The organism is Lysinibacillus sp. 38-6 (assembly GCF_046245175.1).
Classification (GTDB): Bacteria; Bacillota; Bacilli; order Bacillales_A; family Planococcaceae; genus Lysinibacillus.
The window spans coordinates 745901-759781 of the sequence record NZ_CP176417.1; the positions used below are offsets into that span (position 1 = coordinate 745901).

The 13881-nt window shown below is 36.6% G+C and carries 15 protein-coding genes; 10 read left to right on the forward strand and 5 right to left on the reverse strand.

Going from position 1 to position 13881, the window contains the following annotated elements; translation table 11 throughout:
• Window positions 1–409 precede the first annotated feature (409 nt).
• Complete coding sequence (locus ACKVEV_RS03900) at window positions 410–793, reverse strand: sodium:proton antiporter (protein ID WP_409369092.1); 384 nt, start codon at window positions 791–793, stop codon at window positions 410–412.
• A 234-nt stretch (window positions 794–1027) separates the two neighbouring features.
• Here ACKVEV_RS03900 and ACKVEV_RS03905 point away from each other — a divergent pair, with 234 nt between their 5' ends.
• A complete protein-coding gene (locus ACKVEV_RS03905; RefSeq protein WP_409369093.1) occupies window positions 1028–1651 on the forward strand; it encodes a LysE family translocator in 624 nt (207 codons plus the stop codon).
• A 14-nt stretch (window positions 1652–1665) separates the two neighbouring features.
• The gene (locus tag ACKVEV_RS03910) at window positions 1666–2463 is read left to right on the forward strand and encodes a DUF3658 domain-containing protein (RefSeq protein ID WP_409369094.1); all 798 of its coding nucleotides are present in this window, start codon (window positions 1666–1668) and stop codon (window positions 2461–2463) included.
• Between the two features lie 224 nt (window positions 2464–2687).
• On the opposite strand, the gene ACKVEV_RS03915 is transcribed toward ACKVEV_RS03910, so the two are convergent.
• Complete coding sequence (locus tag ACKVEV_RS03915) at window positions 2688–3569, reverse strand: LysR family transcriptional regulator (RefSeq protein WP_409369095.1); 882 nt, start codon at window positions 3567–3569, stop codon at window positions 2688–2690.
• Between the two features lie 299 nt (window positions 3570–3868).
• On the opposite strand from ACKVEV_RS03915, the gene ACKVEV_RS03920 reads away from it, so the two are divergent.
• The 3 genes from ACKVEV_RS03920 (at window position 3869) to ACKVEV_RS03930 (ending at window position 7091) form a co-directional block, all read left to right on the forward strand.
• On the forward strand, window positions 3869–4621 hold the full coding sequence (locus ACKVEV_RS03920; RefSeq protein ID WP_402923173.1) for an alpha/beta hydrolase: 753 nt from the start codon (window positions 3869–3871) through the stop codon (window positions 4619–4621).
• A gap of 361 nt (window positions 4622–4982) precedes the next feature.
• Complete coding sequence (gene brnQ / locus ACKVEV_RS03925) at window positions 4983–6332, forward strand: branched-chain amino acid transport system II carrier protein (protein WP_409369096.1); 1350 nt, start codon at window positions 4983–4985, stop codon at window positions 6330–6332.
• A 126-nt stretch (window positions 6333–6458) separates the two neighbouring features.
• A complete protein-coding gene (locus ACKVEV_RS03930) occupies window positions 6459–7091 on the forward strand; it encodes a LysE family translocator (RefSeq protein ID WP_409369097.1) in 633 nt (210 codons plus the stop codon).
• A 56-nt stretch (window positions 7092–7147) separates the two neighbouring features.
• Here ACKVEV_RS03930 and ACKVEV_RS03935 read toward each other — a convergent pair whose 3' ends face one another.
• Window positions 7148–7906 (reverse strand): SDR family oxidoreductase, encoded by a 759-nt coding sequence (locus ACKVEV_RS03935; RefSeq protein ID WP_409369098.1) that lies wholly within the window; start codon window positions 7904–7906, stop codon window positions 7148–7150.
• Between the two features lie 224 nt (window positions 7907–8130).
• Here ACKVEV_RS03935 and ACKVEV_RS03940 point away from each other — a divergent pair, with 224 nt between their 5' ends.
• Complete coding sequence (locus tag ACKVEV_RS03940; protein WP_409369099.1) at window positions 8131–8709, forward strand: TetR/AcrR family transcriptional regulator; 579 nt, start codon at window positions 8131–8133, stop codon at window positions 8707–8709.
• Window positions 8710–8839: 130 nt separating this feature from the next.
• Here the strand turns inward: ACKVEV_RS03940 and ACKVEV_RS03945 are convergent, their stop codons facing one another.
• Together ACKVEV_RS03945 and ACKVEV_RS03950 are read right to left on the reverse strand one after the other, a co-directional pair.
• Window positions 8840–10039 (reverse strand): YhgE/Pip domain-containing protein, encoded by a 1200-nt coding sequence (locus ACKVEV_RS03945; RefSeq protein ID WP_409369100.1) that lies wholly within the window; start codon window positions 10037–10039, stop codon window positions 8840–8842.
• A gap of 52 nt (window positions 10040–10091) precedes the next feature.
• A complete protein-coding gene (locus tag ACKVEV_RS03950) occupies window positions 10092–10673 on the reverse strand; it encodes a TetR/AcrR family transcriptional regulator (protein ID WP_409369101.1) in 582 nt (193 codons plus the stop codon).
• Between the two features lie 174 nt (window positions 10674–10847).
• On the opposite strand from ACKVEV_RS03950, the gene ACKVEV_RS03955 reads away from it, so the two are divergent.
• From ACKVEV_RS03955 to ACKVEV_RS03970, 4 genes are read left to right on the forward strand one after another with little or no spacing between them, the layout of a single operon-like run.
• Window positions 10848–11162, forward strand: a complete 315-nt coding sequence (locus tag ACKVEV_RS03955) for a PadR family transcriptional regulator (protein WP_409369102.1) — start codon at window positions 10848–10850, stop codon at window positions 11160–11162.
• A 25-nt stretch (window positions 11163–11187) separates the two neighbouring features.
• On the forward strand, window positions 11188–11718 hold the full coding sequence (locus ACKVEV_RS03960) for a DUF2812 domain-containing protein (RefSeq protein ID WP_409369104.1): 531 nt from the start codon (window positions 11188–11190) through the stop codon (window positions 11716–11718).
• A 12-nt stretch (window positions 11719–11730) separates the two neighbouring features.
• Complete coding sequence (locus tag ACKVEV_RS03965; RefSeq protein ID WP_409369105.1) at window positions 11731–12636, forward strand: ABC transporter ATP-binding protein; 906 nt, start codon at window positions 11731–11733, stop codon at window positions 12634–12636.
• The gene (locus ACKVEV_RS03970) at window positions 12620–13864 is read left to right on the forward strand and encodes an ABC transporter permease (protein WP_409369106.1); all 1245 of its coding nucleotides are present in this window, start codon (window positions 12620–12622) and stop codon (window positions 13862–13864) included. The genes ACKVEV_RS03965 and ACKVEV_RS03970 overlap by 17 nt, the downstream gene beginning before the upstream one ends.
• Window positions 13865–13881: the final 17 nt, after the last annotated feature.

A 13881-nucleotide genomic window follows, 5' to 3' on the forward strand; every position in this document is an offset into this window, starting at 1 on the left:
CGTACAAATAAATAAAAAAACCTTTTCATCCTAAAAAATTAGGACGAAAAGGTTGCTTTCCGTGGTACCACCTACATTGAATATCTTGAGATATTCCACTTTCCTCATAACGCTAGAGACTGCGCCTAGTTTGGCTAGGACGATTCACGAAGTAGGTTCGGTAGTCTTTTTTGTACAATGCCTTGCAGCCGGTGGGCATCGCTCTCTTACCAATTAGTTTCTACGTACTAGTCTTCGTGCGCTTTATTTGTATTAACTATAATGGGAGTTCTAGGCCTAGCATGACCGAGAAGCCCACTTCGTACTAGTAATTGAATAAAGAATGCACTACTTCTGTGTGTCTGTCAAGCTGAATAGAAAAAAACTGTATAAATGAAGGGCAAAATACACGCAGTGTAATAGATACGCACTATTTAAACCACCAAATGGCAATGAGTAATGGTAACATCGCCAAAACCATCACAAAGAAACTCCATAATAGTTGTTTTCCTGTTGTCATATTTTTTGGCTTAATGCTCATTTTTTCATAGAGTTGGTTGATGGCGCGTTGTTCTTTTGCGTAAAGCATAGATTGAAATGCATCATAATCTTGAATATAACTCGAAGGGGGTCTTGGGCTAAAACGTAAACTTCTAATATCCTCCGTTATTTCTTTATCACCAATCCAATAAGTAATAACCGGCGCTAAACCAGAGGATTGGGTAGCTTGAACGTCGATATCAAAAGTTTTCATTTTATAGAAGACATGTCCTTGCTCGTCCTCTAATGCTTGAACAATATCGCTGACTGCCATCGAATCACCTCTTTCTGGATGAAATATGTAATGTAACCATTATATCCATTTCATTATAAAGCATAAGTGAAAAGAAATGTTGTATGAACGAGCAATAAAAGGAATAAAAAAATTCGAAAAAATTCTATATATAGTCATAAACTCGCAACGAAAGTAGTGCGCATCGTGTAGTATAATGAAAATAAAGTCAAAAATTTATAGTTTTTTCTAATAGCAGTAGAGAGAAGGGGAAGAATGGAATTTTCAACGTTACTAACGTTTTTAGGAGCTGCAATTATCTTAACATTAATGCCAGGACCAGATAATTTATTTGTACTTGCGCAAAGCATTACACAAGATAAAAAGGCTGGTATTGCGACTTCATTAGGTCTTTGTACGGGCTTGCTTGTTCATATTGGAGCTGCAGTTTTAGGAATTTCAGCGATTGTTTATCAATCGACTGTTATTTTTTCGATTGTCAAATTTGCAGGAGCTGCCTATTTATTATACTTAGCTTGGCAATCATTTCGTGCAAAAGATGATCCATTTACATTGCAACAGCAACATCGTCAATCCTTCATCGTGTTATATCGTAAAGGCATTTTGATGAATATTTTAAATCCAAAAGTTTCGTTATTTTTCTTAGCACTATTGCCACAGTTTGTAAATCCAATGCAAGGATATGTAGCGTTACAGATGCTCATTTTGGGTATGGTATTTTTAGTGCAGGCACTTATACTATTTTCATTATTTAGTATTTTTGCTGGAAAAGTAAGAAAGATGATTATAGGCAAACCTGCTATCGCTAAACGTTTGAATATGGTGCAAGGCGTTCTATTTACAATTATCGGCATAAAAATCGCGCTAAGTAAACAATAAAAGGAGGAGGTTATATGGCTATTTTACATATTACCTTTAGCTTGTCTACACAAGGATCTATTAAACATGCGATACGACAACACCATTTGCAGCGGGAGGAGTCAGTGCTATGTGTTAATGATGTTTTTTCGATCGGGCCACTGACAAGTTTGGAAAATCGAAAAAACTGGCTAAACACTAATATATTTCGAGACATTGATGAACGACAATTATACGAGGATATCTATCATATATGGACGAAATCAATTGCCGGCATCCCATGTGATACAGATGTTTGGATTTGGTATAGTCAAAATACACACGAAGAAATTGCATTACGCTATGTGATGAGTGAGTTTATAAGTAAATGCAGTATGGTGTTTGGAATAGATGCAACGGCAGGTTTAAAGCGCATTCAACCAAACATGTCCATTCGCTATACAGGAGAATTATCATCGGATATGCTAATGAAGCTTCGACCTGATGCTAAACGCTTTACAATAGAGGAGTGCCAACGACTTGCTAAAGAATGGGAAGCGCTAAAACAAAATCCAAGTACATTGCGCATTTGGGAAAATGATATTGTTCATGCACAAGAGCATATTTTTGATGCAACCATTATTGACTGTGCGAAAGATTTACAAGCTAATAACAAGGAGTTATGGATTTCACCAGTAACTGTCATTGGACAAACAATAGCTAAAATTGATGACTATCTAAGCGAAGCATTTCTTGAATATCGACTTTTTACCATGGCGAAACAAGGGCTGTTTGAAATTAGCGGTGATACGACGGATATGTTTTCATATGAATTAAAGTATATAGGAGAATAATTTGTTTTCCTTGATAATAATGAAGGCGATGACTATTGCTAAAAAGTATACAGCAGCGAAAAAAAGTTGCAACTTAAGCGTAAGTAAAGGGTTGCGCACGAGGTGCTGAGGGAAAAGTATCGCCGTTGCCGCTAATAGCGAAAGAGCAAAAAAGTGTTCGATTGAAGGCCATCAATCGAACACTTTTTGTTTTTTGCGTTAGTCGCATATTTATCATATCGTCGTTATTCTTTATCATAATAGTCAAAGACAAATTTTTGAAACTGGCGGGCAGATGGTGGAAGATAACGATTTTCAATCCAAGCCATACCAATAATACGTTCACAAACCATATCCTCAACATGAATTTTTACAACTTTTTTGGGGTTTAAATCTTCATCATCAGGTAAAAGAGAAACACCGAGTCCGGCACCTACAAAGCCAGCAACGGTCGAGACCTCATCCCCTTCATACGTAATTTTGGGTTTAATGCCTGCTGCATTCAATAATCGATCAGCCGTCCGGCGCAATGCATAGCCTTTTTTCATAAGGACAAAGTTTTCATGTTCCAGCTCTTTCATCTTAATACTTTTACGATTGGCAAGATGATGATCAATAGGCACCATAATGTAAAGCTCATCGCGCCATAATTCCTTCCAACAAACAGGTGGTTCAGTGTTAATGGCTGCGAGTAGGCAAAGATCAAGCTCACCTGCAATAAGCTGTTTTAACTGTGAATGTGAATAATTTTGCGTAAAATGAAAGCGTATATGCGGATGTTGCTGACGAAAAGCGCGGATCAAATCAGGGACAATACTTGTTCCGAGTGTATGTAAAAAGCCGAGTGACACATCGCCAAGCTCAGGATTATTGAGCTCTTGTAATTCTAAAACAGCCTTTTCATATTCTTTGCGCATACGTTGCACACGATATAAAAATAGCTCTCCGTAACGGTTTAGCATGATGGAACGTCCTTGGCGGTCAAATAAAGGTACACCTAACTCTTCCTCAAGCTTCGAAATCGACCGACTGAGTGCAGGCTGTGAAATAGCCAATACTTCAGCAGCACGTGTCATATGTTCAAGCTTTGCTACTGTAGCAAAATATTCCAATTGTTGCCACTCCATTTTATCACCTCCAAAAATAGTTTTACTATTAGTTACCTGCATTATAACGGGAAAAGGATAGGAAGTATAGGAAACGAGAAAAATTTTTAACAGGCAAGCCAAAGGAATTTTCATAAAGTAATTTTAAAAAATTTTAAGTACCAACAAAGGGTGATTTTACAAGGCTTTAACCTTACATCATTCATGCACAAAACGTATCGAAACGATAAAAACTATAAATTGTACATTATGAATAAAGGGTGTTAAGATAGACACATAAAATACACATACACAAATTTCCGTGAAGGGGATATTATAAAATGAAGTTAACAAAGCCACAACCTCTAACAATTGAGGGAGGCAAAAAAGCCGTACTATTACTGCATGGATTTACAGGTAGCACAAAAGACGTGAAAAAGCTAGGGGAATTTTTATCAAAACGTGGGTATACCGTTCATGCACCTATTTATAGTGGGCACGGGGTAGAACCGGAAGCCCTGCTTGAAACAAAGCCAGAAGATTGGTGGAATGATGTAGTAGAAGGCTACAACTTCCTAAAAAATAAAGGCTATGAAGAAATTGCAGTAGTAGGCATTTCACTTGGCGGAGTCTTTTCGTTAAAAGTAGCAGAACAATTTCCTGTTAAAGGAGTTGTTGCCATGTGTGCGCCGATAACACGCGCTAGTTCGAATGGCTTGTTTACACGTTTATACAATTACGCAAGACTTTATAAACACTTTGAAAACAAATCAAAAGACCAAATTATTTCAGAATTACATGAATTACGTATTACGCCGAAAGATTCTTTAGATGGCGTTACACGTTTAACTGAAGAAACACGCGAAGATTTATCAACAATTAAAGCGCCAACTTTAGTATTACAAGGGTTATTAGATGATGAGCTCTATCAACAAAGTGCTCCGTTTATTATAGATACAGTTAAAACAGACGATAAAGAAATTATTTGGTATGAAAATTCAGGTCATATCATTACGTTAGATAAAGAACGTGAGAAAGTATATGAAGATGTCTACAAATTTTTAGACCATATTGAATGGTCTGTTGCAAACTAAGAGCTGTCGTCTGACAGCTCTTTTCATTTGTTATTTTTTACTTAATTAGCTAGAAACTGTACATTAACGACGCAACTACGAAAAAACTATTGTTTTTATAATAAATGCCTGTTACCATAATGAAATTATAGTGAAAATTCATTCGATTTAACTTATTTCAGTAGAACATCGCTTCCTTGTAATAGGGAGGAGCAAAGGCCAAATGTCACTGCAATGAGTAATGGTACTAATGTTAACTGATTCAAGTTAAAGTCCATTGGAGAAGGGCATTTCGAGCAAGCTCGAAAAAAATCTGGACGCAATTACGCTTTCACGTAATTGATTTTGCTATAGTCAAACACATCTAAGGAGTACATCAATTATGCAAAAGAAAATACCTTTTTCTACATATGCAGTCATTGGCACAATGTTATTTGGACTGTATTTTGGAGCAGGGAATCTTATTTTTCCCATTCAACTTGGACAACTAGCTGGAACTAACTTTTGGTTTGCGCTAGTCGGATTTTTAGTAACAGCGATTGGCTTACCGTTTTTAGGTATTTTAGCGATCGGTTTATCGGGCAGTAATGGACTGCGTGATTTAGCGAGTCGTATTCATCCATTATTCGGCGTTATTTTTTCCCTAGCGCTATACTTAACAATTGGTCCTTTTTTTGCCATTCCTCGAACGGCTACAGTGCCATTTGTAGTTGGCTTTGAACCGTATATTAATGCCGAACATGCGACAATGTTACTTGCATTATTTAGCTTTATATTTTTTGCAATTGTCTATTATTTCTCATTAAATCCTGCGAAGATTATGGACTATATCGGGAAGGTATTAACACCAGCCTTTTTAGTTGTATTATTTTTGTTAATTATTATTAGTATTGTAAAGCCGATGGGGCATTTCCAACAGCCGATCGGTGACTATATTCATTCTTCCTTTATGACTGGTTTTAAGGAAGGGTATAATACGATGGATGCACTGGCATCATTAGCATTTGGTATCGTAGTTATTAATGCTATTAAGAGTGCTGGAATTACGGATAGAAAAGAAATTGCAAAGGCGACATGGACTTCAGGTATCTTTGCGATGGCATTAATGACGCTAATTTATGGGCTCATTACGTATATGGGTGCATCGAGTATTGAAGCTGTCGGGACATTTGATAATGGTGGTTTAATTTTTGCAGCAGTAGCAGATCATTATTTCGGCTCATTTGGTGCGATTTTACTAGCTGTTATTATTGTGCTAGCTTGTTTAAAAACTAGTATTGGCTTAATCACTTCTTGTAGTGAATTTTTCCATGAAGTGTTTCCGAAAGTAAGTTATAAATGGTTTGTTTTCATATTGTGCGTAGTGTCATTTTCAATTGCCAACTTTGGTTTAAATAATATTATTCAATTTGCAATCCCAGTGTTGATGTTCTTATATCCACTTGCCATTGTCCTTATCTTATTGGCGTTAAGCTCTTCGTTATTTAACAATAAGCAAACCGTTTATGCATCCGCCATGTTTTTGACGTTTTTCGTTAGCTTAATCGACGGCTATAAAGCGCTTGTTGATAGCATTCCTGGAGCAAAATTAAGCCTGTTAGACGCAGTAGAGCAGTTTTATTCTAATATTTTGCCATTATATGATATCGGTTTAGGTTGGATATTACCGGCTATAATTGGCGTAGTCATTGGCTTATTATTGCCTTCAAAAAAAGTAACGACCATTCAATAATACATGCAAAAGCACATACATTCTGTAATAGATTGTGTGTGCTTTTTTATATAAAAATAATATATGCAGAAAATTTATTTAATTTAATTTATAATGATACTTATGATTGTTTTAAGGAGTGAGCAGATGCATGAAATTTGGATGTTTACAGCTGTGGCATTAATGATTGTCATGGTACCGGGAGTGGATTCATTTCTAGTATTAAAAAATACAATTATCCATGGAAAGAAAGCAGGCTTTTTTACAATGGTGGGCATTATTCTCGCTCTTGTCGTTTGGACAACACTTGCGGTCCTTGGCCTTGCTACGATTATCTCAAAATCAATGGTCGTATTTTTAGCAATCAAATATGCTGGTGCTGCTTATTTAATTTATTTAGGCATTCAATCTTGGCGTGCAAGGGCACAAAATATGATGTTACAAGAAGAGGTTGTATTACAAGAAGATACAGGGAAAAATGTATCGTTTAACTGTATGACTCAGGGCATTACAACGGATCTATTGAATCCAAAAACTTTACTATTATATGTAACGTTAATGCCTCAATTTATACAGCCAAATTTTAATATTAACGCACAATTAATCGTATTGGCAGGCATTTTAATTGGCTTATCAATTATTTGGTTAGGAATTGTTATTCTTGTGATGAATGTTATTCGAAAATGGTTTATGAAGCAGACAGTACAGGCAATGTTTAATAAAGTGACGGGTGTAATGTTAGTAGGCATTGGTGTACGTATTGCGACTGAAAAAGGATAGCGTTACAAAAAAATGCACGCAATGGACTAATCCCATTGCGTGCATTTACCATTTGCCTAGTAAGCAGTCCATCCGCCATCAACGGCAATAATTTGTCCATTAACAAAACTTGCTTCATCTGAGCCTAAGAAAATAGCAAGTTGTGCAATTTCTTCGGGCTGTCCGGCACGTGGATTAATGGCTAATCCTAGTGATTGACGGGCAGCACCAACTTCGCTCATATTCGTCATAGATGCGGCGATGTTTGTCATAACAGCTCCTGGGGCAATGCCATTACAACGAATATTTTGGTTTGCGTACATAAAAGCTGTATTTTTTGTTAAGCCAACTACGGCATGTTTTGATGCTGTATAGGCAGCACCTGCTCGAGCACCAAACAGTCCACCAGCAGAAATATTATTTACAAAGACACCATGACCTTGTTCAAGGAAAATCTTTGTAGCCATGCGCATTGATCGCATGACAGCAGTAGTGTTGACAGCAAACACTTTATCCCAACGTTCATCTGAAATCTCACCGACAGGCTCCATACCATCCATAATACCTGCATTGTTTACTAAAATATCTAATTGTCCATAGTTACTGAGTGTTTCTTCAAATAAGTGTTGTAAGTCTTCTGTTGAAGCGACATTTGTTTGAATAGCCATTGCTGTGCCACCAGCTGCTTGTATACCATCCACAACGACTTGTGCACCGTCTAAATTCAAATCTGATACAACTACTTTGGCGCCTTCTTTCGCATAACCTTCTGCAATTGCTTTGCCCATTCCTGACGCAGCACCAGTAACGATTGCTACTTTCCCTTGTAAACGCATATTAAAATCCTCCTTATTGATTGAAATTACCTCGTTGTCACACTGTTATGAGGCCTCTCTCGGAAAAATCGATGCATGAGCATGGATAATGTCCGGGTTTGTATTGAACATGTGTTCATTAAAATATTATAATAATGATGTAAGCGATTTCAATACGCAGAAATCCGAGAACTGTTCAGTAATCAACACATTTAAAATATATGTTTAATAAGGGGTTGAAAAATTTGAGCGTTAACGATTTGCGGGTAGTAAAAACGAAGCAAGCTTTACACAATGCCTTACTGACATTATTGAGTAACAAACCGTTAGAAAATATCTCAATTGCGGAAATTTGTCGAGTGGCAAAAGTGAATAGGGGCACATTTTATTTGCATTACGAACAAAAGGAGAAGCTGTTTGAGGAATACTTTCAGGAAATTGTCGAGGATTTATATAATTCCTATGAGGAACCTTATCGCACAACCAAAACGATTATGAAAAATGAGCTAGATCCAAATACAATCCGCATTTTTCACCATATAGAACGTTTTAAATTATTTTATCGAATCGTCTTTTCGAAGAATGTACCGTTAACTTATTATTATATGTTATTTGATGAAATTCAAGCGCTATTAAAAAGAGACTTAGCTCAAAATAAAATTGGTGAAATTACAACTGATTATTATAGTGCCTATCAAGCAAATGCAATTATTGGCATGATAATTGAGTGGTATCGCCATGATTTTGCGGACAGTGCTAGTGCACTCAATCAGCAACTTGCGGCCATATTACGTTTTGATGAAAATCGTGTAAATCGCCACTAAAGTTCTCGGAATCGCCACTAAACAATGTGCAACAGCCACTAAACCATTAGAAAACGCCACTAAAGCTCGAAACTACCGTTAACCATCGCAAAAAAGTGTTAGATTGGCTATCAATCTAACACTCATTCTATTATTGAGGTATTGTCACCTCGACATGTTGTGCAATTTTTGGCTTTTTTAACGCTACTGCTATGGTTGCAATCGCTAGTGTAACAGCGATGATCATGCCTAATGAACTACTATTATTCGTTAAACTTTCAGAGCTGCCACCAAAAATAATGGTGTAATATCCGTCAGCCCCGTAAGTTGCCGGTAAAAAGGAAGCGAGGCGATGATAAAAATCTGAAAGCATTACATTCGGTACGAGTACACCAGACGTAACAAGTTGGAGCGACAATGCACAAATATTAAAGATCATCCCGAGATTACCAAAGATGATGACAAAGACTTGTGCTAAACAAAGAAATGCCCAAAACATGAAAGCCTGGAATAGATAAATGGTGAAAAAACTTTCTCCACTCGAAATAGAAAAGAGCTTCATTAAACCAATAGTCAGTAATGGCAAAATAAAAGCGACCGCGATATTTACAAGTTGTCTAGCAAAAAATAGCGACCATTTTGACACAGAATGCTGCACGATTTCAGCTGCTTGCTGATGCTGCATAATCATGACCATTGCACCAACGAATGATGAAATAATTACCATTAACGGGACAAAATTTGCTGCAAAGCCTTTAGCATCATTCGTTTTAATAATTGTAGATGTAACGGTTTGATCTTTTACGCCCGTAATCGTTGCTGCGACACTATCTTGCACTTTTGATGCGATATTTGGTTCTAGTGGAAGTTGCGAAAATTGTTGTGAAAAGGCCTTCAAAACCTCGCCTTGCTGTACAGGGTATAATGTATGATTGACTTCCTCTGTTACTTGTTTTGCTACACCATCCATCATAGATTTTACAAGACTTGCATTTGCTTGATTAATAGAATAGATAATATTCGCTTCTTTTCCTGCGTGTAGTTGAGCAGTGAAATCAGCAGGTATATGAATAATCATCGTAATTTGTCGTTGATCTAACGCCTTTTCTGCCTGCTCAATAGAGGTAAAGTCCTTCGTTGTAAAAGGTAATGACTGCTGTAATCCATTGATCACTTCTTGACCGATACCTGCATCCTCACTCATAAAGCCAATGGTTAAATTGTCAGCCCTATCATTAATGCCATCATAAGCGGTCATCCAAAACGTAAAAAATATTAATTGAAATGCAATGGTAGCGGCAATACCGATATATGTTTCTCGAATGTGAAATAATGCTTTTAACCCTTTCATCGTAAACCTCCTTAAAGTAAGTACTTACTTGCATAGTAAGTAAAAATTTTTTCTAGGAAGTTAATCCCCTAGAAAAAATTGTAACACTTGTCTGTATCAGCTCTTCCGTTGGCAAGGTAGAGACTGCTGTACCTAATCGAGCGCGTGAAATAAAATGACCAAAGTTAATCGCAATAAGAGATAATGCTGCTGCTTCAAAATTGACCTCACGAATTTTCCCTTTACGATGCATCTCCTCAAAATAGTGAATTAGCTCATTTTTAAAGAGCAGGGGAACATTTGCAATTTCATTACTTATTTCTGGAAATTGCATCGATTCTTTAAAGCCAATCATCACGAGATCCTTTATGGACATCATATATTCAAAATATTTCATTGAAAAATGATGTAAATCCGTTGTTAATTCCCATGTGACCTCTTCACGCATCATTTTTTGCAAAATAGGGTTATAAGAAAATCTGTCCACAATCGATTTTAAAATGCCCTGTTTATTGCCGAAATGGCGGAAAATCGTAACTTCATTTACCTGTGCTAAGTCAGCAATTGCTTTCGTTGTTGCTGCCGTATAGCCCTTTTCACTAACTAATTGTATAGCTGCTTCGATAATACGTTCTGCTGTTTCTTTCGTTGCCAAAAATACGCCCTCCAATGCAAGTAACTACTTACATGCTAACACGTAAAAAAGACATTCGCAATATAAAATAACCAGTTTATGCAAATTTGACGTTGACAGCTATATCGGACGCTGATATATTTTAGTTATATCGTCAGTCGATATATTGTATGGCGATATAGAGGGGGTAATTTTTTGACGCAGGAACATCCGCCGTTAACAGAAGGCGTATATTATATTTTATTGGCATTATTTGAAGCACGTCATGGTTATGGCATTATGCAATTAGTGGAAGAAATGAGCAAAGGTCGTGTGCGGCTTGGGGCAGGTACAATATACGGAGCGATTAAAACATTGCTAGAACGACAATGGATTGAAGCATTGGATGGCGATGGTCGAAAAAAGGAATATATAATTACTGAAGATGGAAAAAAAGTAATAGAATATGAAATTTTGCGATTAAGGGAACTTTTGGACAATGGGATCCGTATAACGAATGGAAAAGCATAAAAACGCATTTAGAGGAGGTGTGGGTATGAAAAAAATAAAATTCCGTTTTTTTCTGGACTATAAACAAGAAGAGCGATGGGTCAATGAGATGGCCGCACAAGGATGGCATTTAACAAAAAATATAATTAGTTTCTTTGTATTCGAACAAGGGGAGCCAGGTAAGTATAAGTATCGCAATGAGTTAGTTGTCGGGCAGAAGAAGGATTATTATGAATTTTTAGAATCGTTAAATATTGAATGCGTTTCTAAATTCGGTGTTTGGGCATATTATCGTAAAGAAGCAGCTGATGGCGAATTTGAATTGTTTTCCGATGCGACATCCAAATTAAACTATTTAAAAACGATTAGTAGACTGTTTATCCCATTAGCCATATTCAGTATTTTAATTGGATTATTCAACATATACACAGGTCTAACAACCTCTCCTGCAACGTTTTTATCTATTAATCTAGGTGTATTAAATGTATTTCTAGGGCTAATAATGTTTGTACCGATAAGAAAAATACAAAGACGTAAAAAGTCTTTAGAACATGATTTACATATATTTGAAGGATAAGGAGGATGAAAAATGACATTACAATTACAGCATGTCACAAAAAAATATAAAGATTTTACCGCGGTTGATAATCTCAATTTCACAATTGAAAAAGGTGAAATTTTCGGGCTAATTGGCCAGAATGGGGCAGGGAAAACAACAACATTCCGAATGATTTTAGATTTGCAGGAAACAACCGCGGGCACGATTTCTTGGAATGGTAAGCCCGTGAATTCAATTAATCGTGATGTTCTTGGCTATTTACCAGAGGAGCGAGGCATTTTTCCTACGATGAAAGTAGAGGAACAACTATACTTTTTCGGTGAACTACGCGGTATGAAAAAAGCAGAGCTAAAAAAGGATATTGATTTTTGGATTAGCCGTTTTGACTTAGAAGAAAAACGGAAGGATAAAGCGGAGACGTTATCAAAAGGAAATCAGCAAAAAGTCCAGTTAATTGCAAGCTTTATTCATAAACCACAATTTTTAATTTTAGATGAGCCATTTAGTGGCCTTGACCCCGTAAACAAAGACTTACTGAAAGATGCCATTTTACTTTTAAAAGAACAAGGTACAACGATTTTATTTTCAAGTCACCAAATGGATAATGTCGAAGAGCTGTGCGATCATTTATGCTTATTAAAACGTGGCGTCTCGTTATTTTCCGGAAGCTTATTAGATTTAAAGAAACAGTACGGCAAAACGAAGCTATCTGTACGAACGGATTATTCGACGACGGAATTACTTCAGCTTGAAGGTGTGAAAGACGTTCGTGTAGAGAAAGAGCAAACGGTTTTAATGCTTGAAGATGAACACTATGCAGAAAGTATTTTCCAAAAGTTATCTGCGGGCAAGTACATTGAAAAATTTAGTTTAGATTATTTAACATTGGATGAAATTTTTAAAGATAAGGTAGGTGGCAGTGTTGTCGAAGTTTAGTTTGTTAATGAAGCAATTATACAAATCAAAATTAAAGTCCAAATCTTTTATTTTAATGACGCTTTTATATGTGCTCGCAATGTCCGTCGCGATTTTTTGGTCAGATATAAAAGAGCTCTTTACAGGCAATCATGAAGCGCAGCAAATTGCCATTGTCAATGAGACAACAGCAGATTTAAGCGCAATCTTTGTATCCAATAATGATATGGAGTTTATTCAAGATGAAACAAATTTAGAAAAGCTAGAGCAAAAAGTGAAAGATGGAGAACTAGATGCCATCGTGGAAGTAAGTGATCAAAACGGTCAGTTACATGCGGAAATTGCCACATTTAAGCCTTTAAAACTAAATGATCAATCAACGATTTCTTCTTTATTGCAATATGCTGGTCAGCATTACGCAGTACAAAAGCTATCTTTATCGTCAGAACAAGCAGCGCAAATAATGGCTGCCCAAACGATTATTTCAAATAAAAATTTAAATGAAGAAAGTGCCGGTGGAAAAAGTGAAGAGGAAAAACAATCAGGACTTTGGGTTTCCTATGCTGTAGGCATTTTAATTTACTTCTTTATTTCTACATTTTTATCGATGATTACAACTGAAATTGCCTCTGAAAAGGGCTCACGCGCAATGGAAATGTTATTAGTAAGTGTCAAGCCTGCCACACATTTTAAAGCGAAAATTGCAGGTGTCTTATTACTAGCCATGACACAGATGGCGATTATTGCGGCAGTCTTCCTCCTTTACGCAAAATTTGCTAAAGACGGCGTTGTTTGGGATATGGCTGCAAGTATCGTGAAGGAATTATCGTTAGGCTATGTATTGTATGCCATTCTATTTTTACTGTTAACTATTATTTTGTACTTAATTGTGGGCGCGCTATTCGGCTCATTAGTGTCTAAAGTGGAAGAAGCGGGCCAAGTATTAATGCCAGCAATGATGATTACTTTAATCGGCTTTTATGTCATGCTTTCAGGGATTGGCAATCCAGATACAATTTTTATAAAAGTATTCTCTTATATTCCGTTTACATCGGGTATGGTCATGCCAATGCGCATTGGGGCAACAGATATAGGGTTCATTGAGCCTCTACTTTCACTAGGTATTTTAGTTGGAACGATTATTGTTGCGTATTTATTTAGCTTGTCCTTCTACAAACGCAGTGTGCTAACATATAGTACAGGTGGCGTAATTCAGAAGTTCAAAACGGTATTAAAAGTAACAACGTAAAGACAAATGAGAAAAAG